Here is a 20,340-nt window from a genome sequence, read left to right as displayed (position 1 = left end):
TCTCCCAGAGGCCCAAGCGCTCCGCGCCGCTCACACGACCACCCCCGGCCCCTCTCCCAGAGACCCAAGCGCTCCGCGCCGCTCACGCGACCACCCCCGGCCCCTCTCCCAGAGGGAGAGGGGAGATGGGGATCGGGGCTAGACCTGCTAGGTCTCTGGCTTGGGCAAGGCGGGATCCCGGCGAGTTTCCCTAAGGCTTTCGCCAAGAGAGGTCAGCTTGCCACCCTCTTCGGCGGCCAAGTCAGCAGAACGGGCGATCTCGTAGAGGCTTTTGACCACGCTAGAGAGGGGAATGGCGATGATCACGCCCAGGATACCCCCCAGTTGCGCCCCCACCAACAGGGCGATCAAGATCCACACCGGGTTGAGGCCAATCAGCTCCCCCATCAGGCGAGGGGCGATGACCCGATCCTTAACCTGCTGCACAATTAGGGAGACCAGCACCACCTTGAGGCTGAGCCAGATATCCTGAAAGGCCAGCAGCACCGCTGCCGCGCCGATGCCGATAAAGCCTCCCACCAGCGGGATCACCTCCAGCAGGCCGATCAACAGGCCAAACAAAAGCCCGAAGGGCACGCGCAAAAAACCAAAAATTGGCACCAGCATCAGGGCCATGATGAACCCCAACACCAACTGGCTGATGAGAAAGTTCTGGAAACTCAGAGCCAGGGCTTCGCCGATGCGCGGCCCCCAGGGCTTGGGAAAGAGGCTGAGCAACCCCTGCCAAAACTGGCCGCCGTAGAGCAGCATGTAGAGGGCCAACACCAGTACCAACACCAAATCGATCACCTGGTTAAAGGTGCCCAGGAGGATGTCCAGGGATTGGCCGGCAATTTTTTCGGCGCTGGCCTGCAGGCGGTTGAGGAGGGTGTTCACCAGCTCTGTCTGGCCGAGGTTGATGTTGCGCTCTGCCGCCCACAGGCTGATTTGATCCAGCCAGCTTTGTAAGGTATCCACCCACTCCGGGATCCGCGCCCCCAACTGCACCACCTGCTTGGCCAGGATGGGCACGATGGCGATCCCTACCAAGGCCAGCAGCACCACCGACAGGGCAAAAACCAGGGTGACCGCCAAACCCCGACTGACCCGATAGCGCCGCAGCACCTGTACCGGATAGTTGAGCAAAAAGGCCAGCACCGCCGCCGTCAGGATGGTGGTGAGCAGATGGCCAAACAGCCGGCCCACCTGTAGGGCCAGCCAGCCGCTAATGACGATCAAAATCCAGGTGAGCAGCAGCCGCTGCAAGGGCGAGAAGCGATTCATGCCAGGGGGATCCCCAAGAGCCTAAAAACCCAGGATGCTATATCCACTATCCACGTAGATCACCTGGCCGGTAATGCCGCTGGCCAGGTCGCTGGCCAAAAAAGCAGCCACATTGCCCACCTCGAGCTGGGTGATATTGCGCCGCAGCGGAGCTTTCTCCTCCACCGCGTGCAGCATGGCATGAAAATCCGAAATCGCCGAAGAAGCCAGGGTGCGAATGGGCCCGGCAGAGATAGCATTCACCCGGATCCCGGCAGGGCCCAGCTCGGCCGCCAGGTAGCGAACACAGGTTTCCAGGCCCGCTTTGGTTACAGCGGCCATGTTGTAGTTGGGCACCACCCGCACTCCCCCCAGATAGGTGAGGGTGAGGATGCTGCTGCCGGCTCTCAAGAGGGGCTTGGCGGCCCGGCAGAGGGCAATCAGGGAGTAGGTGCTCACATCCATGGCCAGGGCAAACCCTTCTCGGGAAATATCGCTAAAGTTGCCGCTCAGCTCTTCTTTTTTAACGAAAGCCAGGCAGTGAACCAAGATATCGACCTGACCCCATTTTTGGGCCACCCCTTGAAACAGATCGTTGATCTGCTGGTCGCTTTGCACATCGCAGGGAAGGAGAAAGTCGGGCTGTAGGGGCTCCGTCAATTGCTGGACTTTGGTTTTGAAGCGATCCCGCTCGTCGGGTAGATAGGTAACCCCCAGGCTGGCCCCCGCTTTGTGCAGTTGCTGGGCAATGCCCCAGGCGATAGAACGCTCGTTGGCAATGCCGGTTACCAAGGCTTTTTTTCCGGTCAGGTCTAGCATAGGGAGAACAAGGAGTAGGGGTGCATTGTTTATCTATCCTCCCACAGAAGAAGGGATCCCTTAGCTGGGCTGATAGGTGGAAGCCACGTGCAGTTCTTTGAGCTGCTTGGCCTCGACGCCGGCAGGGGCGCCGGTGAGCAAACACCTGGCCTGCTGGGTTTTGGGAAAGGCGATGACATCGCGGATGGAATCTTCCCCCGCCAGCAGCATCACCAGCCGGTCTAGGCCGTAGGCGATGCCCCCGTGGGGCGGCGTGCCGTACTCAAAGGCTTCTAGCAAAAAGCCAAACTTGTCCCGCGCCTGCTCAGGGGTGAGGCCGATGGCCTGGAAAACCTGCTCCTGGATCTCCCGCTGGTAGATGCGCAGGGATCCCCCGCCCACTTCCACGCCGTTCCAGACCAGGTCGTAGGCCTGGGCCCGCGCCGTTTTTAGGTCGGCCAAGTCGTCGGGGTGGGGAGCGGTAAAGGGGTGGTGCAGGGCTTCTAGGCGGTTTTCCTCGGCGTTGAACTCAAACATGGGGAAATCGGTGATCCAGAGAAGATTCAAGGCGTTCTCCGGGATCAAGCCCAGCTCCTGCCCCAGGTGCAGCCGCAGGCGGCCCAGCGACTCGTTGACCACGGCAGCCGGCCCTGCCCCAAACAGCAGCAGATCCCCTGGCTTGGCGTTGGTCATCTGCAGCAACTGCTTCTCCTGCTCAGGGCTAAGGCTTTCCTTGAGGGCACCAATGGTATCGAGGCTGCCGGCGCGCACCCGAATGAAGGCCAGGCCGCCCGCCCCGTACTGGGTAACCAGCTTGAACAGATCGCCGCCGGGCTTGATGCGGGTGTTGGAGATCCTCTCGTCGCCGCCGGGCACCGGCAGAGCCTTGATCACTCCCCCCTGCTGCAGGGCTTTGGCGAAGACTTTGAAGCGGGATCCCTGAAACACCCCCGAAACATCCACCAACTCCAGCCCAAAGCGGGTGTCGGGTTTGTCGGAGCCGTAGCGGGCCATAGCCTCGGCGTAGGTCAGCCGCGGGAAGGGACGGGGCAGGTCGATCCCTTTGACAGTTTTGAAGATGTGGCCGATGAGCCGCTCGTTGAGCTCCAAGATTGCCTCCTGATCCAGGAAGCTCATCTCCATGTCCAACTGGGTAAACTCCGGCTGGCGATCCGCCCGCAGATCTTCATCCCGAAAACAGCGGGCAATTTGGTAGTAGCGATCCACGCCAGCCACCATCAGCAACTGCTTAAAAAGCTGGGGCGACTGCGGCAGGGCAAACCACTCGCCGGGGTTGACGCGGCTGGGCACCAAGTAATCTCTGGCACCTTCGGGGGTGGAGCGGGTGAGGATGGGGGTCTCCACCTCGATAAAGCCTTCTTCGTCCTCCAGAAAGCGGCGAATGGCCTTGATCACCTGGTGGCGCAGTTGCAGGTTGCGGGACAAGCGCTCTCGCCTCAAGTCCAAGTAGCGGTAGCGCAGGCGAATCTCCTCCCGCACCTCTTCCCCTTCTTCCCCCGAGACACTGAAGGGAAGCTGCTTGCCCACGCGGCTGAGAATTTCCAGCTCTTCTGCGTAGACCTCCACTTCGCCGGTGGCCAGGCGGGGGTTAAAGGAGTCTTCAGGCCGCCGCTGAACCGTTCCCGTTGCCCGTACCACATATTCGTTGCGCACCTGCCCCGCCAGCTCGTAGGAGAGGGGGGTCTTCTGGGGATCCGCCACCAGTTGCACAATGCCGGAGCGATCCCGCAGATCGAGAAAGATCACGCCCCCGTGGTCGCGGCGGCGGTCGATCCAGCCGTAGAGGGTGACACTCTGGCCGATGTGAGCTGGGCGCACTTGGCCACAATAGAGGGAACGGGGCGGGCGACGGATAGCAGCAGGCATGGACGCGGTAAGAAAACAAGGGTCTGAGCCCCTATCATACAAAACTCAGCCCCCCTGCCTCGATTCTGCCCCTCAAGGACAATCAGGGGATCCGCCCAAGGCCCCCACAATCGTGCAGGTGTTGTGGCGCATCATAGCGATGTAGGTTTCGGCACCGCTGCCTGGCTCCCCTAGGGAGTCCGAGTACAGTTCCTGTTCGGCCACCTGGACTCCCGCTTCGGCGGCCACCGTTTGGATGAGAGCGGGGTTAAGGGTGGTCTCGGCAAAAACCGCCGGCACCCCCAGGGCGCGGATCTCCTCCACCAACCGAGCCACCGTCTGGGCGCTGGGCTGTTCCTCGGTGCTCATCCCCAAGAGGGATCCCCCCATCTTCAGGCCGTAGGCTTGGGTGTAGTAGGCAAAGGCAGCGTGGGTGGTCACCAAAACCCGGTTGGCAGGGGGAATGGTCTGAATCTGCTCTGCGATCCAGGCGTGGAGTTCTTCCAGCTCCGTCCGATAGGCGGCGGCATTGGCCTGAAAAAAAGCCGCTTCGCCGGGCACCTGTTCCGCCAGCTCCTGGGCAATGGGCTCCACCATGAGGATGACGTTTTCCACATTGCCCCATACATGGGGATCCGGCGTCGGGATCCCGTCCTCATCGGTGACGATGGGGTCGAGGATCTCGGCCAGGGCAACCCGCCGCGCCCGTTGAGCAGCAGCGTTGACGAGACGAATCAACCCCGCCTCCAAGTTGTAGCCGTTGTAAAACACCAGATCCGCCTGCTCGAGAGCTGCGGCATCTGCCGGTGTCGGCTCATAGACGTGGGGATCCTGTCCCGGCTGCAGCAGGCTGCTGAGCTCAACGCGATCTTGCCCCACCTGCCCTACCCAATCGGCGATCAAGGTGGTGGTAACCACAACGCGGGGACGTGCCACAGCCAAGCCGGCCAGGGACAGCCAACCGCCCATCAGCAGGCCAAGCCCTACCACCAAGCGGCGCAAAGAAAAGATCTTGGTTTTCATAATTGTTTCACTATTTGAGTTTCCCCTTAGGGTACACTGGTCTTGGCGAAAATGAAAGGAAAATGAAAAAGCCAGCGATTGCTCTCCCTCTTCGTCCGGCCTCTCTGGTGGTGCGGGATCTGACGGTGCGCTATGGCAAGTTGCTGGCGTTGGAGCGGATCAGCGCCGAGATCCGGCCGGGGCGCATCACGGGCATCCTGGGGCCCAACGGGGCCGGCAAAAGTACGCTGCTCAAGGCGCTGTTGGGGTTGGTGCCAAAAGAGGGGGGCGAGGTGCGCTACGGCGGCCAGGCGCTGCGGGGGGAGCAGGTGGCCTATGTGCCGCAGCGGTCGGCCATCGACTGGAGCTTTCCGGCCACGGTGTGGGATGTGGTGCTGATGGGACAGGTGAGAGCTGCCGGCTGGTTGCGCCGCATCGGTCCGCAAGGTCGGGAGCGGGCAGCGCAAGCTCTGGAGCGGGTGGGGATGGGGGCCTATCGGGATCGGCCCATCGGTCGGCTATCAGGGGGACAGCAGCAGCGGGTGTTTTTGGCGCGGGCTCTAGCGCAGGCAGCCGAGATCTACGCCCTGGACGAGCCGCTGGCCGGGATCGACCAGCCCAGCGAGGCCATTGTGTTTCAGGTTTTGCGGGAGCTGGCCGACGCCGGCCATATCGTGATGGTGGTGCACCACGACCTGGGGCAGGCGCTGGCCCACTTTGATGAGGTGCTTCTCCTCAACCGCGTCCTGATTGCCCAGGGATCCCCGCAGCAGGTGCTGCAGCCGCAGGTGTTGCAGCGGGCCTATGGCCGCATCCTGCCCTTGGACTCAGCTGCCTAGGGGGTGAGGGGTGGTATGGAAGGGCTCTGGCACACCCTGGCGGATCCCTTGCGGTTTGCCTTTATGCAGCGGGCTCTGCTGGTGGCGGTGGCCATCGGCGTTCTCTGCGCGGTGGTGGGCAGCTATTTGCTGGTGCAAAGCTTGGCCCTCCTGGGGGATGCCCTCAGCCATTCGCTGCTGCCGGGCCTGGCCATTGCCTACCTGCTGGATCTCAACCTCTTTGTCGGTGCCTTCGTGGCGGGGTTACTGAGCGCCCTGCTCATCCAGTGGATCCGCTCCGCCACCCCCCTCAAGCCCGATGCGGCCATGGGGATCGTCTTTTCTGCTTTTTTTGCCCTAGGGATCCTCTTAATCACGTTAATCCAACGGCGGGCCCGCATCGATCTCAACCACTTCCTCTTCGGCAACCTCCTGGGGGTGAGCGCCGCTGATGTGTTGACAGTGGTGGGCATCACCGTCCTGGTGCTGGGATTGGTGGCCCTCTTTTTTAAGGAGCTGACCTTCTACAGTTTCGATCCCCTGGGGGCCAAGGCAGCCGGCCTGCCTACTGCAGGGTTGGGATGGGGGCTGATGGCGCTCACCTCCCTCACTCTGGTGGCCAGCATGAAGGCGGTGGGGGTGCTGCTGGTGCTGGCCATGCTCATCACGCCAGCAGCAACAGCTTACCTGCTGGCGCCTCGCCTGCACCAGGTAATGCTGCTGGGATCCCTCTTTGGCGTCAGCGCTAGCCTGCTGGGGATGTACGCTAGCTACTACCTCAACGTCGCCTCCGGCCCGGCCATTGTCTTGGTGGCCTCCGTCTGGTTTGGCTTAGCCTTTCTGGCCAGAGTCATCTTCGGCCAAAGCTAAAGGCCGGGGAGAGAAGAGAGGGATCCCCGGCCCAGAGCCTATCCGATTAGAAGCGGGAAGAGCGACCATCTCGACTGCCGCCTGCGCTGGCCTGACGTGGCATTGCCTTGTTGACCCTCAGATCCCGGCCCATCCAGGTGGCGCCATCCAGCTCGTCGATGGCTTTTTGCTCGTCGGCCTCGTTTTCCAGCTCCACAAAAGCAAAGCCGCGCTTGCGGCCCGTTTCCCGATCTACCGGCAGCTTAATTTGCTTGACGGTGCCGTACTCGGCAAACACAAGCCGCAGATCTTCTTCACTGGCCTTGAAGGACAGATTGCCCACAAAAATGGTCATAACGTAGCGAACTCCGAACCTTAACCTTTAGCGCTCAGTTCGGAAGCTCACCTGGTTAGACCATTGGCTCAATCCGAACCTGATGCCAACCACATCTTAGTCTCCCCAACGGCATTTGCAAACTACCTGTCCAAGATCTTTCTCCAAGAATTTGCAGAAGCTTTTTTGAGCTAGGAAATTAAGGATCCCAACTGTTAGCAGCGCTTGCCTTGGCCCAACGGCTGGCGTTTGGGAATGCCGGGAGAGCGGGGATAGCAAGCTGGTGTGGGGGCAACTTTCTCCACCAGCAGGCAATGCCGTATCCCGTGGCTGCGGGGGGTAGTGAAGGCTTCGACGTGGATCAGCTTCCCCCCCAGGAGAGAAAGGGCTCGCTCCAGAGTTTGGGCTTCTGCCTCGATCCAATGGCCACGGTAGAGGATGGCGCGTCCCCCCACCTTGAGCAGGGGCAGACAATACTCGGCGCAAACCTCTGCCGCTGCCAGGGCTCTGGCCAGGGCCAGATCGTAGCTGCCGCGTTCCTGCGGGTCTTGCCCCCAGATTTCGGCTCGCTGGGCCACCGCCCGCGCCTGGGTCAGGGAGAGCTGCTGCAGGGCCTCTTGCACAAAGGCAATCTTGCGTTGGCTGCTGTCCAGTAGGGTGAAGCTGGCCTGGGGCAGGGCAATTTGGGCCGGGATCCCTGGAAACCCTGCCCCGGTGCCGATGTCGATGCCCCGCCAGGGCCGAGCTTGAATCGCCGCCCAGGATCCCAGCAAGCGCAGGCCCCGCAGCGAGTCCCACAGGTGTTTCTCCCAAAAATCGATGGGAGCGGTGATGCGGGTCAGGTTCTGGGTGCGGTTTCCGGCCATCACCAGGGGATAGAGCTGTTGCAGTTGCTGCCGCTGCGGCTCAGAAGGCTGCCAGCCCAGCTCCGCCAGCCAGCTCTCCCAGAGGGCCTCCAGTTCGGGGGGCTCAGAGGTAGGCGGGGCAGCCTTCTTCATCCCAGGGATCCCAGCCATCGCGATCCCAGTTGCAATCCGGCGGGAATGGCTCGGTCGGCCCAGCCTTTCAGCTCTTGGGTCAAGCCCTGCAAAGATCGGTCGGCGCCCAGCAGCTCCTGGTTCAAGCAAACCAGCTCCTGCAAATCCAGCTCCTGGCAGTTGGCCCAATCTTCTGCCAGCAAGTTGATCGGTTGGGGCTGAGCTTGCAACGGCTGCTGGGCAGCCAACTCCAGCTCTATATCCAAAAGCACCTGCTCCAGCCGTTCTACCCGCTCTTGCATCTGGGCCAATAAGGCCGCCAACTGCTGGCAGCAATGGTGAACCCGCTGAGCATAAACCTTGAGCGGCAGCGTCAGCGGCAGCAACGACTCAGACAACAGTTGAATCAGGTGCTGGGCCTCCAGTTCTTCCAGTTGCAGATCTTGCCAAATGGCATGGTAAAAATGGAGCGAGCGACGACAGGTTTCCAGGCGCTGGTAGCAGGGCTGCAATACAGAGCCGCGCAACTCCTGCAGATAATCGGCCCACAGTTGTCCAGCCTCTACCACCCAACCCGTTTGCAGAAAACTCCACCCCTGGGCCAGCAGCCAACTGATCACCAGGCCTGCCAACAACTGCGGCTTTTGCTGGGCCAGAAAAGGCAGAAGATGCTCTCCCCAAATCGCCAACCCCAGCCAGAGCAGAGCGGCCAAAGCCAAGTGGGGCAAGCTGATCATCTGGGCCAGAAGCTGAGCAGAACCTGCGGATCCCTGGGGAAGTCGGCGCTGCCGCAGCATCCAGATGAGCCCTGCACCCAAGCTGTACAGCCCTCCCCCCAACAGCGGGATCACCACCAACCACAGGGGTTGCCCCCTCCACAGGTGCGGCAATAGCCCAGCCTGGCCCGGCGCATCCCAACTGAGCAAATACAAAGCCAACAAAGCCAAAACCACACCCCACCCCTGCTGCCGTTTGAGGCGGCGGGCCAGCAGGCGGCGGCGACGACGAAGATAGGTTTGAAAGGATTCAGCCACAATGGACATAAAACGATGGATCGCAGATCCCTGCCAATATCCCCACCGGTCTGGATCGCCTCCTTACGATCATAAGTCTTGACTCGGCCCTGGCGTCTCTGGGTTCACTATTGCGATTGTTACTGGGAGTCATCGCTTGGCTGGCGGGGCAGGGCTCATCAGACAGTTTTTCAGAGAAGTTCTGTTCTCAAAGCGGGCCTGGGAGAAGCTGTCCAGGACAGGCGGCTGCAAGAAAATCCCCCATCCCTGCTACGATGGAAAGGTCCTTAACGTTTCTTATCCACAGCCAAGTTGGTTTCTTGGTTCGGGTTTTCTCTTCTGCACTGTGCGAGGTTTTGTGAGCGCTTCTGCATCTCTCCTTAGCTCTGACCTGTCTCTCTCCCCCCTCAAGGTGCAGCGCCAGATGATCGTTATTCTCGACTTTGGATCCCAGTACTCGGAGCTCATTGCCCGTCGTATTCGCGAAACCCACGTCTATTCGGAAATCCTTTCCTACCGCACCACTGCTGAACACCTGCGGCAAATGCGGCCCCAGGGCATCATCCTCTCCGGCGGCCCCAACTCGGTCTATGAGCCGGGCGCTCCTGCTTGTGACCCGGAGATCTGGAACTTAGGGATCCCCATCCTGGGCGTATGCTACGGCATGCAGCTCATGGTGCAGCAGTTGGGGGGCAAGGTGGAGCCAGCCCAGAAGGGAGAATACGGCCGTGCCGCCCTGCACATTTTGGATCCCACCGACCTGCTCACCAACTTGCCGGAAAACAGCATTATGTGGATGAGCCATGGGGATGCGGTGACCGAGTTGCCGCCAGGTTTTCACGCCCTGGCTGCCACAGACAACACCCCCTGTGCCGCCATTGCCGATCCCACTCGCCGTCTTTACGGGGTGCAATTTCACCCAGAGGTGGCCCACTCGGAGGCCGGTGCCTTTCTCATTCGCAATTTTGTCTATCACATCTGCGGCTGCGAGCCCACCTGGACAACGGAAGCTTTTCTGGAGGAGGCGATTCGGGAAGTCCGGGCCCGCGTGGGCGACAAGAAGGTGTTGTTGGCCCTTTCGGGGGGGGTGGACAGCTCTACTTTGGCTTTTTTGCTGCACAAGGCCATCGGCGACCAGCTCACCTGCGTCTTCATCGATCAGGGGTTCATGCGCAAGGATGAGCCGCAGCGGCTGCTGCGCCTTTTCCAAGAGCAATTTCACATCCCTGTCCACTACGTGGACGGACAAGAGCGGTTTCTCCGGCAGTTGCAGGGGGTCACCGATCCCGAGGAGAAGCGCAAACGGATTGGGGCAGAGTTTATTCGCGTCTTTGAGGAAGAATCCCAGCGGCTGGGCCCCTTCGAGTACCTGGCCCAGGGTACTCTTTACCCCGATGTGATCGAGTCGGCCAATACCAATGTGGATCCGGTGACCGGAGAGCGCATTGCCGTCAAGATCAAAAGCCACCACAATGTCGGCGGGCTGCCGGAAAATCTGCGCTTTAAGCTGGTAGAACCTCTGCGCAAGCTCTTCAAAGATGAGGTGCGGCAACTGGCCCGCTCGTTGGGTTTGCCGGAAGAAATTGTTGGCCGCCATCCTTTCCCGGGGCCGGGACTGGCCATCCGCATTGTGGGCGAAGTCACCAAAGAGCGGCTGGAAACCCTGCGCGAGGCGGACATGATTGTCCGCCAGGAGATCAACCGCTCCGGCTACTACCCCAAGTTGTGGCAAGCCTTTGCCGTGCTGCTGCCGGAAGTGCGCTCGGTGGGGGTGATGGGGGATAAGCGCACCTATGCCTGCCCAGTGGTGGTACGACTGGTTACCAGCGAAGATGGTATGACGGCGGATTGGGCCAGGGTGCCCTACGACCTCTTGGCCACCATCTCCAACCGCATCGTCAACGAGGTGCCGGGCATTAACCGCGTCGTTTATGACATCACTTCCAAGCCACCCGGCACCATCGAGTGGGAGTGATGCGGGTCAGGCGGGATCCCTTGCCTCTGGCCTCAAGGCCGGCCTGGATCAATCACCGATGGCCTGCTTCTGGCAGGGAATAGGAAGGGCTTGAGCTGAAGGGCTGAGCGGCTTGGACTTCCATGCGAGCCAGGGTTGTGGCCGCGTCGGCCAGTTGTAGGGCCAGGTTGGCACGGCTAATCGGATCCCGGGCATTCCAGAGATCGTGTCCCAAACAAAACACCCGATAGCGAAAGGCTTTGATCGAGTGCGATGGGATGACTTTGACCGTCATAGCTACAACCTCTTCTCCACAGAGACATGAATCGTCAGCAGAACCCGCTCGGGCTCAAGGTAAACAAATGTTACCAAAACAACCTCATCCTCAGAGGCGATACTTACTGGGCAGGTAGCTTTGGGGGGCTCCACCCGTTCATGCCTTACCCCCACAGTGTATTCTCCAACCGGCAGGTCATCAAATCCAGCATCCGCATAAATCAGCTCGATGGTTTCTTCTGCGATCAACTGCCCCTCTCGCTCCAAGAAACTGAGAAAAGGGATCCCGTCGATGGAAGTGAGGGCGTTGTTGGCCTGGTTGCGGATCATCACAAAAATGTCGGACATAGCTGGGATGCCCTCTCTCAAGGCTCCCCTCGCGAGGCTGCGGGAACGGGGCCCGACGCTTCTAAGCTGCCACCCAGTTCTTAGCCCTGGACGGGCGCAGGGACAAGACAGGCTTGCAACTTTTGCCGCAGCTTGGCCGTATCGAGGTGCTGGCCGATGAGCACCAACTGGTTTTTGGGCTGGCGAGGCCATGCATCGCTGCTGAGGGTGTAGCGCCGACCGCTGAGGTGGAAGATATGTCGCTCTGGGCTTTCTTCAAACCACAGGATCCCTTTGGCCCGAAAGACTGCCTCGGGCAACTCATTGAGAAAGTTCTGGAAGGCGTCTAGAGAAAAAGGCTGATCGCTCTCAAAAGCTAGGGAGTTAAAACCATCAACCTCGATGTGGCTGCGGTGCGAGTGGCCATGCTCGTGGCTGTGTTCGTGGTCGTGCTCATGGTTATGCTCATGGTCATGCTCGTGCCCATGCTCAGTGTCGTGAGCCTCCTCCTGGGGCAGAGAGCTGGACTGAAACAGATCTGTATCCAGGATCAGCTCCAGGGGTACTGCGCTGTTGACCGTGCGCAAAATGCGGGCATCTTCCTTGATCTCGCGGATGCGTTTTTCCAGGCGCTCGATTTCCGTCGGCTCGACCAAGTCCGTTTTGTTGAGGAGAATCACATCCCCATAGGCAATTTGGCTGTAGGCCACGTCGCTGTTGAACAGGTCGGGGGCGAAGTTGGTGGCGTCTACCAAGGTGATGATCGAGTCCAGCCGCGTCAGATCCCGCAACTCTGGCCCCAAAAAGGTGAGGGCAACCGGCAAGGGATCCGCCAATCCTGTGGTCTCCACCACCAGGTAGTCGATTTTGGCGGAGCGTTCCATCAGGCGCAGCACGCTCTCGGCGATGTCATCCCGGATGGTGCAGCAGATGCAGCCGTTGTTCAGCTCCACCAGGTCTTCTTCGCTGGAGACGATCAGCTCGCCGTCGATGCCGATCTCGCCGAATTCGTTGACCAGCACCGCCGTGCGCATCCCTTTTTGGTTGCTGAGAATGTGGTTGAGCAGGGTGGTTTTCCCACTGCCCAAAAAACCCGTGATGATGGTGACAGGTAAGCCTCGCTTGGGCACTTCGATGGTTGCGGTCATAGAGGGGCAGCGATCTAGATAAAGGGAACTCTTCCACTCTATCCTCATTGCCCTCGTCCCGTGAGACCGGGTGCCCCCCTCAGCTTGGCTTGTCGAGATGGCTATCTGTCCTGGGCGATTTCCACTCGGTTGCCCGGCTCCAGGCTGACGCGGAACTGTCGCGCGCCTGTCGGCAAGGGATCCGGCGGCAACTCCGGCAGGTCGGCAAAAGGAGTTGCGGCGCGGCGCTGCCGGGCCAGCTCATTCTCCGGCTCGGCAGCCAACAGGGATCCCGTCCCATCCACGGTTATCCAATAGACCAGGCTCTCCTGCAAATCAGGGGGAGACTGCCATTGCTCTGCCAGAGTGTCTCGCAGACGGAGAAGGGGAGCCGGCCCTGTTGAGTCAAGTTCTGGGGCAGTTGTGGCCAAAGGCTGCGGTTGACCCGACACCGCAGGGGTGGTGAGCTGCTCCTGCACCGAGTTGGCAGCCGTAGGATCCCTGGGTGGGCGGCTGGCCCAGATCCCGACACCGGCCACGAGAGCGATCCCTCCCACCAGCAGGGCGGCGATCCCGGTGGGCTGTCGATACCAAGCCCGCCTCACCGGAGTTCCCAGACTGGCCAGTTGGGGAATGTCATCGGCCACTTGGGAAAGGTTCTCCAGCAGGTCGTACAACTGGGTCATCGACAGATCCACCTGGGCGATGCGATCCTCCCCTTGGCGCACCGTGAGGCGATGAAAAATAAAATCCAGCGGACGGATGGCCACAGTACCGCTGAAGGTTCCCTTGGGTTCTCCGCTCAGATGGGATCCGACGTAGCGGTCGATCACCGTGATCAAATCGTTGAGCCAAACACTGTCCCCCTGCAGAGTTTTGCTGGTCTCCCCCTGGCGAATTTCCAACTGACACTCGAAGTTCTGCTGGATGGCTCGCAGGAGCGGCGTTGAGGAACCCCCCGCAGCTTCGGGCAGGCTGGGCGCTTCTCCCCGCACCGTGAGGGTCGAGGTGGGCTGTTGATAGGTATGGCTGAGAAGGGTGAGACTGGGCATGGCAACCGAAACAACACAGACTAAGGATCCCAGGAGAAGGAGTCTATTTCAGGAAGAGGGCAAAGCATCCGATCCGGAGCTATGGGCTACCTCCCCTTCTTCTAGGTCACTGCCGGCGGGCAACTCCATCTCAGGACGGCTGAGCAAGGCTTTCCACAGGCGCTGTGCCCCTCTGGGGCTGCTGTAGAACATCAGCTCGATCAAGATGCGCAGGGCCAGCTCGGCAAGGCTGTTCTCGTCGCGCACATCCCCATCCACCATGCGGCTGCGATAGTGAGAGAGAAATTCATCTAGGTAGTCTCCCACCAGCGGCTGACGGAAAGGGCTGAGCTCCTGCTCGACAGCAGCTTCCAGTTGTTCCAAGGTGCTGCGGATACGGGCCTGTTGCTGAGCAGCCAGATGGGCAATCACCATCACCAGGGCGCGGGCCTCTTCGATATCGACTCTCTTGCGCCCACCGCTGCTGCGGCGCAGAGGGTTAGCGTTGCGCAGGCGCCAGAGGGCTACCCGATCGCCAATCTGATCTTCCAAGTCTAGAGCTTTGGCTGCAGCCAGAACCGCCTCAGAACTTTCTCCGCTCAGGGATTCCAGCCCCAGTAGCAACAAATCCAACTGGGCTTTGATGGTACCGGTAGCTGTGGTAAGGCCGGCGGGCTGAGGGTCTAGCTGAGTCTGTTTAGATTCCACCGTCACGCTGTCAAGGGGAGCTTTTGGTTTCAACGAAACTCTATGATCTCCTGTTCGAGCCAAACCTGCAACCGGATCCCTCCTGTGCTTGAGGGAGCAAGACTTTCTGACCCTTGCTCTGGCCGAAGGCTTGGATAAGGACATCTGGCAGGCGCTGGCCATTGTCCTGCTCATTCTCGCTTCTGAAGAGTTCCCCAACCAGGTTAGAAGTCAGACCGAGTTGTTCTGGGTCAGTTGTTATTTTTGCAACGAACCCATCTTTCCAGCCTGTTGGCCCTCAAGAAAAGGAGAGTGGCAAGACGGCGCTGTTGGCCCAGAATGGTGGTGTATGATTGGAGTCTGTAGCGGCTGGGAAGAGAGAGGGATCCGCATTTTGCGGCTTGATTGCCTGGCTGTCTCTGGGCTGCCCTTTCTGACCGCCTCAGCGCCGGGCGTACCCACAGATGAGCATGAGCGCTCCTGCTGCCCAACCCAACCCTGTCCACTGGGTCTTGATCCTCACCGATCAGATGGGTCGGCGCGGCGTTGTCTTGGACAAGATTTACTACTCGGTGGGCCGGGCAGCCAGCAACCACATCCGCCTCTGCGACCCTTGTGTTTCGCGAGAGCATGCCCTGATTATCCGCATCCCGGAAGAGAACCGGGCCGGATACGGCTACATGATCTTCGACGGCAGCTCGGCATCCCGCCGCAGCACCAATGGTTTGTTTGTCAATGGGAAACGGGTTTTGTCCCATCGCCTTGAGCTTTTGGATAAGATAGGCTTCGGCCCGAATGTGACGGCAATTGTGGAGAGCACCGACCGCCTCAGCCCGGAGACGCTAGCGGCTCTCTTGAGGCCGCCGACCCTCGGCGACAATGTAGCCCTGGCCGGATCCCAGAGAGCAACCTCGAAAGAGACGCCCAGAGAGAACGACGACTTCACCGCCGCTTGATGGGGTGAATGATTCTCAACCCAGCCCCCTGCCGAGTTTTGGGTTCCTGTGCCTCCCATGCCCCCTGCCCTGAGCGGCTACTGGCAAAATGGCTTCGACCTGGCAGCCCATCTGGGATCCTTCCTGGGCCTTGAGGCTGGTGAGCTGCGGGAGAAGCTGCGGCTGGGGCAGCAACAGTTGGCAGAGCTGGGCCGGCGCGACTTCGGCTGGGATCAGGCAGACGCCTTTTACCGGGATCGGGTGGGATCCGCCTATTTGCTGGACTTGGCCGCTTGGCACCTGAGCAGCACCGACTACATCGGCAATACCCTGCGCCTGGTGGCCGACCATGCCCGCGGTCTGGTGCTGGATTTTGGCGGTGGCATTGGCACCCACGCCATTGGGGCGGCTCTCTGCCCGGCGGTGGAGCAGGTGATTTTCTGGGATATCAACCCCATCCATCGGCAGTTTGTGCAACTGCGGGCGGAAAAGCTGGGCCTAGGCGAACGGATCCACTGCCCGGAAACCTTCCCGCAAGGGATCCCCTTTGACACCGTCATCTGCTTCGATGTACTAGAGCATTTGCCGGATCCGGCAGCGCAGTTGCGTCAGTTTTACGCCTGGCTTAAGCCGGAAGGCAAATTGTTGATCAACTGGTACTTTTTCAAGGGGTTTAATGGTGAATTTCCTTTTCACCTGGACGATCCGCAAAAAGTCGAGCAATTCTTTCAGGTGTTGCAAAGCCACTTCTTAGAAGTGTTTCATCCCTATCTCATCACCGCCCGCTGCTACCGTAAGTGGAACAAAAGCTGAGGGGAGCGGCAACTGGGATCGCAAATCCAATCGCCCAAGCAGGACGGAGTCTCTGCAGTATGGTCATTCCAAATAGCAATGAAATGCTTCGTTACTGTCGTGATTGCTACGAACGCTGCCGCGAACGCGCCCCTCTAACTCCCCTCTCCCTCAGGGAGAGGGGCTGGGGGTGAGGGCCATCCCTCAGGGAGAGGGGCCAGGGGTGGTCGCGTGAGCGGCGCGGAGCGCTTGGGCCATCCCTCAGGGAGAGGGGCCAGGGGTGAGGGTTAACTCCCTGATTAGTTCTCCTCATGGGCAAAGCGACGGTAGAGAAAGTCGAGGGCAGAGTTGCGCAATTCGTAAAATTCCGGCATTTCCATGATGCGCGCGCGGCTGCGCGGTCGCCCAAAGGGGATCGTCAAAATCTCGCCAATATGGGCAGCAGGGCCATTGGTCATCATCACCACCCGGTCTGCCAGATAAAGAGCCTCGTCGATGTCGTGGGTAATCATCAAAACCGTGCAGCGGTGATCTCGCCAAATGGCCAGCAGCTCATCCTGCAGCTCTTGCTTGGTAATGGGATCCAAGGCCCCGAAGGGCTCATCCAGCAACAGCACTTCTGGGCGCACCGCCAGCGCGCGGGCAATGGCCACTCGCTGCTTCATACCCCCGGAGAGCTGCTTGGGCCGCTTGTGGGCTGCTTCGGCCAAACCCACGAGTTCCAGGTGTTCTTGAACGATTTCCCTTTTCTCTCTGGGGGATTTATCGGGATAGACCTGATCCACCACCAAATAAACATTTTCAAAAGCCGTCAGCCAGGGCAGAAGGGAATAGTTCTGGAACACCATCATCCGATCCGGCCCTGGGGCGGTGATGGGCTGGCCCTTGAGGGTGATGGATCCCGAAGTAGGAGCAGAAAACCCGGCCACCATGTTGATCAAGGTGGACTTGCCGCAGCCGGAGTGGCCGATGATGCAGACAAATTCGCCGGCGGCCACTTCCAAGTTGACATTTTCTAGCGCCACAAAGGCTCCTGCCGCCGTAAAGTAGGTCTTGCCCACATTCTGAAGGGAAAGAAGGGGCAGACCTGAGAGGGAAGAGGCTGAAGAAAAGGACAAAGAAGTTAAGCGAGAGTGGGTCATCATAAAGCCTTCCAGTTGAGTTCAGTAGGGCAAAAACTAGACCTTGCTGAGGGGGTATTCCTGCAGCTTCAGCTCCTGGCGAATGGCCACCGACTCCAGGTAGTTCAAGGGATCCTCGCCATCAAAGCGGGATCCGTCGGCAAAGAGCAAAGCCCCGCGATCGTGGGCCCGATCCGGCAGCCCCAGTTCTCTGGCAGCTAGGGCGTAGGTTTTGTCATCCAGCACTTGGTCGAGGACAGCAACCCAATTGCGAGGGAAGGGGCAGATGCCCCAGCGAGCCATCTGCGTCAGGATCCAGAGGTGCTCCAAGCGTTCGGGGCAGGTGTTGCGCCCGTTGGCAAACTGGTGGAAACCGACAATCACCTGCGATTCATCGGCAATGCCCCGCTGCAGGATGCCCCTCCACCCCGGCTCCAGATCGGCTGTGACCACGCCCACATACTGGGGCTGGGCCAGCCACTCCAGGATCTGGGGACGGTGCTGCGGCTGATCGCAGTAGTGACAGGCCTCCAGCAGCGCCTTGACCAGAGCCACGTGGGTGCGGGGGTAGCTTTGGGCCCAGTCTTGGCGCACCGCCAGGACTTTCTCGATGTGGCTGGGCAAGAGTTCGGGAGTGGTGGCAACGATAACCCCCACCTGTTCCCGCACGGCGCGGGAGTTCCAGGGTTCGCCCACGCAGTAGCCGTCGATGTTGCCGGCCTTGAGGTGGGCCACCATCTGCGGCGGCGGGATCACCGTCAACGTCACATCTCGATCCGGATCCACGCCGCCGCTGGCCAGCCAATAGCGCAATAGGAAGTTGTGCATCGAGGCCGGGTGCACCACCCCCAGCGTATGAACCGTATCGGGAGTTTGGCGGAGGTACTGGCGAAGATCCCAGGGGCTCTGGAAGGCCTGCAGCAGGAGTCGGCGCCCAAAGGTGATGGCGTTGCCGCCGCGGGAAACAGTAAGCGCAGTTACCAAAGGCACCGGTACCCCGCCCACCCCCAGGGTAGAGGCCAAAGGGATCCCGGCCACCACCAGGGCCGCATCCAGCCGACCGGAGCGGCTCCCTTCCCAGATGGTTTTCCAGCCCGGCTCCCTGACCAGCGTGACCTGTTCCAGGCCGTACTTCTGAAACAGGCCCTTTTCTTGGGCCACCACCAGAGGGGCGCAGTCGTTGAGGGGCACAAAGCCAATTGCCAAGTTGACTTTTTCCAGCCCCCCCTTGGCGATGGCCACACGGGTAGGAGTTTTCTGGCGGGCCCGCTTTTGCTGGTTGAGAAAGTAGATCATCTCCCCCCGCAGGCTGTAGTACTCGGGGTGATTCACCACTTCCAACCGGTGGCGCGGCCGCGGAAACGGGATCCGCAAGATCTGGCCGATGCGGGCCTCCGGGCCATTGGTCAGCAGCACCACCCGATCCGAAAGCAGAAGCGCCTCATCCACATCGTGGGTAACCAAAATACAGGTGAGCTGCTCCGCCTGGGCAATCTCCATCAGTTGCTCCTGCAGGCTGCCGCGGGTGAGGGCGTCCAACGCCCCAAACGGCTCATCCAGCAGCAGCACCCGCGGGCGAATGGCCAAAGCCCGGGCAATGGCCACCCGCTGTTTCATCCCCCCCGACAGATGGGCGGGCCGCTTGTCGGCTGCCCCCTGCAAACCCACGCGGCGGATGTGCTCTTCCACGATGCGGGCTCGCTCTGCTTGGGGAAGGGATCCCAGCACCTCGTCCACGGCTAGGGCGATGTTTTCCCGCACCGTCAGCCAGGGCAGCAGGGAATAGTTCTGGAACACCACCATGCGCTCCGGGCCGGGCTCCGTCATCTGCCGGCCTTCCAGCAGCACGCCGCCGCGGGAGGGTTTTTCCAGGCCGGCGATGATGTTGAGGAGGGTGGACTTGCCGCAGCCGGAGTGGCCAATTAGCGAGACAAATTCCCCTTTTTGGATCTCCAGATGGATGTCTCTTAGAGCGGGATAAACCTCCCCATTGTCCAGGAAAAAGTCTTTGTCTACATGGTCAACTTCGATGTAGGGCTGAGTCTTCATGATGCTACCTAAGGGATCCCTTGAGATTCATTTTTGAAAAGTGAGCAAACTGTCAGCAGCCAACTCCGGGCTCAGTCCAACCTAGTGATCCTCGGCAACCACCAGCGAGCCAATCCAAGCCGTAACCCGATCCAACAAAAGGCCAACCAGGCCGACATAGATCAAAGCCACAATAATTTCGCTGATGCGGGAGCTATTCCAGGCATCCCAAATGAAGAAGCCGATGCCCACCCCGCCAACCAACATTTCTGCAGCCACAATCGCCAGCCAAGAGAGGCCCACCCCGATGCGCAGGCCGGTAAAGATGTAGGGCACCGTGGCCGGAAAGACAATCTTAAAGAAATACTTCCAGCCGGACATGCGTACAATTCTGGCCACATTGCGGTAGTCCTGTGGGATCCGCTGTACACCGGCAATGGTGTTGATCAAAATGGGCCAGAGGGCCGTGATGAAGATAACAAAAATGGCGGAGGGGTTGGCATCGCGAAAGGCGGCCAAAGAAATCGGCAGCCAAGCCAGAGGTGGCACCGTGCGCAACACCTGAACAATGGGATCCAAAGCCTCATGCAACCAGCGGTTGACCCCGATCACCATGCCGCCCAAAACCCCCACCAGACTGGCCAAGAAAAACCCAATGAACACCCGCTGCAGGCTGGCCCAGATTTGCCAGAACAGTCCTTTGGCGTTGCCGCCGTAGTCAAAAAAGGGATCTTTAATGAGGGGATCCCAGGTGTCCTGCCAAACTTGGAGCGGGGTGGGCAGGTTGGCGCCGGGCCGGCTGTAGAGGATTTGCCAGAGCAGGAGCACGATGAAAATTGCCGTAGCGGGCAAGAGAATGCGGCGCAGCGCTTGATGGATCCGGACTCGTTGCCTCCAAGCGGATCCAGAGCTCGTGGCAGAAGGGATCCCGGCATGGGCCTGAAGAGAGGCACCTTGGCTCAGCAGCCAACGGCCTAAGCGGATGAGCAAAGGGAAGAGGTGGTAGCTCGCCTTCAAAGCAAAGTGGAGAACACGCATAGTTGTTTGGGAGTAAGGCTATTGTCAAACGTCAGCTTAGGGGAATCGCGAGAGAGAAGGGGTTTCATTTGAACAGGTCTGGGGTTTCTTAGGGAAATTGAGGGATCCCTTCTCTCTCGGACAGG

General features: G+C 60.1%; 20 protein-coding genes. 5 read left to right on the top strand and 15 right to left on the bottom strand.

Annotation, left to right across the window (positions count from 1 at the left end; translation table 11 throughout):
• Positions 1–147 precede the first annotated feature (147 nt).
• The 4 genes from NW858_RS10580 to NW858_RS10565 form a co-directional block, all read right to left on the bottom strand.
• On the bottom strand, positions 148–1,263 hold the full coding sequence (locus NW858_RS10580) for an AI-2E family transporter (protein ID WP_414334225.1): 1,116 nt from the start codon (positions 1,261–1,263) through the stop codon (positions 148–150).
• A gap of 21 nt (positions 1,264–1,284) precedes the next feature.
• Positions 1,285–2,061: an enoyl-ACP reductase FabI gene (gene fabI / locus NW858_RS10575; RefSeq protein WP_414334223.1), complete on the bottom strand. Its 777-nt coding sequence runs from the start codon at positions 2,059–2,061 to the stop codon at positions 1,285–1,287.
• Positions 2,062–2,121: 60 nt separating this feature from the next.
• Positions 2,122–3,927, bottom strand: coding sequence for an aspartate--tRNA ligase (gene aspS, locus NW858_RS10570; RefSeq protein WP_414520460.1), 1,806 nt, complete (start codon positions 3,925–3,927; stop codon positions 2,122–2,124).
• A gap of 72 nt (positions 3,928–3,999) precedes the next feature.
• Positions 4,000–4,929, bottom strand: a complete 930-nt coding sequence (locus NW858_RS10565) for a metal ABC transporter solute-binding protein, Zn/Mn family (RefSeq protein ID WP_414520459.1) — start codon at positions 4,927–4,929, stop codon at positions 4,000–4,002.
• 62 nt (positions 4,930–4,991) lie between these two features.
• On the opposite strand from NW858_RS10565, the gene NW858_RS10560 reads away from it, so the two are divergent.
• The gene (locus tag NW858_RS10560; protein ID WP_414337195.1) at positions 4,992–5,747 is read left to right on the top strand and encodes a metal ABC transporter ATP-binding protein; all 756 of its coding nucleotides are present in this window, start codon (positions 4,992–4,994) and stop codon (positions 5,745–5,747) included.
• Between the two features lie 15 nt (positions 5,748–5,762).
• The gene (locus NW858_RS10555) at positions 5,763–6,596 is read left to right on the top strand and encodes a metal ABC transporter permease (protein ID WP_414337194.1); all 834 of its coding nucleotides are present in this window, start codon (positions 5,763–5,765) and stop codon (positions 6,594–6,596) included.
• A gap of 46 nt (positions 6,597–6,642) precedes the next feature.
• Here NW858_RS10555 and NW858_RS10550 read toward each other — a convergent pair whose 3' ends face one another.
• The 3 genes from NW858_RS10550 to NW858_RS10540 all read right to left on the bottom strand — a co-directional run bounded on the left by NW858_RS10550 (position 6,643) and on the right by NW858_RS10540 (position 8,929).
• Positions 6,643–6,930: an RNA recognition motif domain-containing protein gene (locus NW858_RS10550; RefSeq protein ID WP_414337193.1), complete on the bottom strand. Its 288-nt coding sequence runs from the start codon at positions 6,928–6,930 to the stop codon at positions 6,643–6,645.
• A gap of 194 nt (positions 6,931–7,124) precedes the next feature.
• A complete protein-coding gene (gene rsmG, locus NW858_RS10545; protein WP_414337192.1) occupies positions 7,125–7,907 on the bottom strand; it encodes a 16S rRNA (guanine(527)-N(7))-methyltransferase RsmG in 783 nt (260 codons plus the stop codon).
• The gene (locus tag NW858_RS10540; RefSeq protein ID WP_414349006.1) at positions 7,904–8,929 is read right to left on the bottom strand and encodes a hypothetical protein; all 1,026 of its coding nucleotides are present in this window, start codon (positions 8,927–8,929) and stop codon (positions 7,904–7,906) included. Before NW858_RS10540 ends, rsmG begins: the two co-directional genes overlap by 4 nt.
• A gap of 394 nt (positions 8,930–9,323) precedes the next feature.
• Here NW858_RS10540 and guaA point away from each other — a divergent pair, with 394 nt between their 5' ends.
• Positions 9,324–10,874, top strand: coding sequence for a glutamine-hydrolyzing GMP synthase (gene guaA, locus NW858_RS10535; protein ID WP_414334239.1), 1,551 nt, complete (start codon positions 9,324–9,326; stop codon positions 10,872–10,874).
• 52 nt (positions 10,875–10,926) lie between these two features.
• On the opposite strand, the gene NW858_RS10530 is transcribed toward guaA, so the two are convergent.
• From NW858_RS10530 to NW858_RS10510, 5 genes are all read right to left on the bottom strand, one after another.
• Positions 10,927–11,148 (bottom strand): hypothetical protein, encoded by a 222-nt coding sequence (locus NW858_RS10530; RefSeq protein ID WP_414334207.1) that lies wholly within the window; start codon positions 11,146–11,148, stop codon positions 10,927–10,929.
• A 2-nt stretch (positions 11,149–11,150) separates the two neighbouring features.
• Positions 11,151–11,477 (bottom strand): hypothetical protein, encoded by a 327-nt coding sequence (locus NW858_RS10525; RefSeq protein WP_414334206.1) that lies wholly within the window; start codon positions 11,475–11,477, stop codon positions 11,151–11,153.
• Between the two features lie 80 nt (positions 11,478–11,557).
• The gene (locus tag NW858_RS10520; protein ID WP_414520458.1) at positions 11,558–12,604 is read right to left on the bottom strand and encodes a CobW family GTP-binding protein; all 1,047 of its coding nucleotides are present in this window, start codon (positions 12,602–12,604) and stop codon (positions 11,558–11,560) included.
• Positions 12,605–12,705: 101 nt separating this feature from the next.
• Positions 12,706–13,635, bottom strand: a complete 930-nt coding sequence (locus NW858_RS10515) for a DUF4335 domain-containing protein (protein ID WP_414334201.1) — start codon at positions 13,633–13,635, stop codon at positions 12,706–12,708.
• Between the two features lie 48 nt (positions 13,636–13,683).
• Complete coding sequence (locus NW858_RS10510; RefSeq protein WP_414341683.1) at positions 13,684–14,322, bottom strand: DUF3038 domain-containing protein; 639 nt, start codon at positions 14,320–14,322, stop codon at positions 13,684–13,686.
• A gap of 443 nt (positions 14,323–14,765) precedes the next feature.
• Between NW858_RS10510 and NW858_RS10505 the strand changes: the two genes are divergently transcribed.
• Positions 14,766–15,257, top strand: a complete 492-nt coding sequence (locus NW858_RS10505) for an FHA domain-containing protein (RefSeq protein WP_414520457.1) — start codon at positions 14,766–14,768, stop codon at positions 15,255–15,257.
• Positions 15,258–15,305: 48 nt separating this feature from the next.
• The gene (locus NW858_RS10500; RefSeq protein ID WP_414334195.1) at positions 15,306–16,049 is read left to right on the top strand and encodes a class I SAM-dependent methyltransferase; all 744 of its coding nucleotides are present in this window, start codon (positions 15,306–15,308) and stop codon (positions 16,047–16,049) included.
• Positions 16,050–16,327: 278 nt separating this feature from the next.
• Here the strand turns inward: NW858_RS10500 and NW858_RS10495 are convergent, their stop codons facing one another.
• From NW858_RS10495 to ntrB, 3 genes are all read right to left on the bottom strand, one after another.
• Positions 16,328–17,170, bottom strand: a complete 843-nt coding sequence (locus tag NW858_RS10495; protein WP_414335841.1) for an ABC transporter ATP-binding protein — start codon at positions 17,168–17,170, stop codon at positions 16,328–16,330.
• A gap of 36 nt (positions 17,171–17,206) precedes the next feature.
• Entirely contained in the window at positions 17,207–19,198 is a 1,992-nt protein-coding gene (locus NW858_RS10490; protein WP_414335839.1) for a nitrate ABC transporter ATP-binding protein, read from the bottom strand.
• A gap of 81 nt (positions 19,199–19,279) precedes the next feature.
• Positions 19,280–20,215 (bottom strand): nitrate ABC transporter permease, encoded by a 936-nt coding sequence (gene ntrB, locus NW858_RS10485; RefSeq protein WP_414520456.1) that lies wholly within the window; start codon positions 20,213–20,215, stop codon positions 19,280–19,282.
• Between the last annotated feature and the right edge of the window lie 125 nt (positions 20,216–20,340).

The organism is Synechococcus sp. H55.10, from assembly GCF_047502715.1.
GTDB lineage: Bacteria > Cyanobacteriota > Cyanobacteriia > Thermostichales > Thermostichaceae > Thermostichus.
Note: the sequence above shows the minus strand (reverse complement) of the source record. Positions and strands in the feature narration are given on the sequence as shown.

Coding starts and splice junctions, on each gene's coding strand:
- NW858_RS10580 (WP_414334225.1), bottom strand. CDS start 1,263: ATGAATCGCTTCTCGCCCTTGCAGCGGCTGCTGCTCACCTGGATTTTG.
- fabI (WP_414334223.1), bottom strand. CDS start 2,061: ATGCTAGACCTGACCGGAAAAAAAGCCTTGGTAACCGGCATTGCCAAC.
- aspS (WP_414520460.1), bottom strand. CDS start 3,927: ATGCCTGCTGCTATCCGTCGCCCGCCCCGTTCCCTCTATTGTGGCCAA.
- NW858_RS10565 (WP_414520459.1), bottom strand. CDS start 4,929: ATGAAAACCAAGATCTTTTCTTTGCGCCGCTTGGTGGTAGGGCTTGGC.
- NW858_RS10560 (WP_414337195.1), top strand. CDS start 4,992: ATGAAAAAGCCAGCGATTGCTCTCCCTCTTCGTCCGGCCTCTCTGGTG.
- NW858_RS10555 (WP_414337194.1), top strand. CDS start 5,763: ATGGAAGGGCTCTGGCACACCCTGGCGGATCCCTTGCGGTTTGCCTTT.
- NW858_RS10550 (WP_414337193.1), bottom strand. CDS start 6,930: ATGACCATTTTTGTGGGCAATCTGTCCTTCAAGGCCAGTGAAGAAGAT.
- rsmG (WP_414337192.1), bottom strand. CDS start 7,907: ATGAAGAAGGCTGCCCCGCCTACCTCTGAGCCCCCCGAACTGGAGGCC.
- NW858_RS10540 (WP_414349006.1), bottom strand. CDS start 8,929: ATGTCCATTGTGGCTGAATCCTTTCAAACCTATCTTCGTCGTCGCCGC.
- guaA (WP_414334239.1), top strand. CDS start 9,324: ATGATCGTTATTCTCGACTTTGGATCCCAGTACTCGGAGCTCATTGCC.
- NW858_RS10530 (WP_414334207.1), bottom strand. CDS start 11,148: ATGACGGTCAAAGTCATCCCATCGCACTCGATCAAAGCCTTTCGCTAT.
- NW858_RS10525 (WP_414334206.1), bottom strand. CDS start 11,477: ATGTCCGACATTTTTGTGATGATCCGCAACCAGGCCAACAACGCCCTC.
- NW858_RS10520 (WP_414520458.1), bottom strand. CDS start 12,604: ATGACCGCAACCATCGAAGTGCCCAAGCGAGGCTTACCTGTCACCATC.
- NW858_RS10515 (WP_414334201.1), bottom strand. CDS start 13,635: ATGCCCAGTCTCACCCTTCTCAGCCATACCTATCAACAGCCCACCTCG.
- NW858_RS10505 (WP_414520457.1), top strand. CDS start 14,766: ATGAGCATGAGCGCTCCTGCTGCCCAACCCAACCCTGTCCACTGGGTC.
- NW858_RS10495 (WP_414335841.1), bottom strand. CDS start 17,170: ATGACCCACTCTCGCTTAACTTCTTTGTCCTTTTCTTCAGCCTCTTCC.
- NW858_RS10490 (WP_414335839.1), bottom strand. CDS start 19,198: ATGAAGACTCAGCCCTACATCGAAGTTGACCATGTAGACAAAGACTTT.
- ntrB (WP_414520456.1), bottom strand. CDS start 20,215: ATGCGTGTTCTCCACTTTGCTTTGAAGGCGAGCTACCACCTCTTCCCT.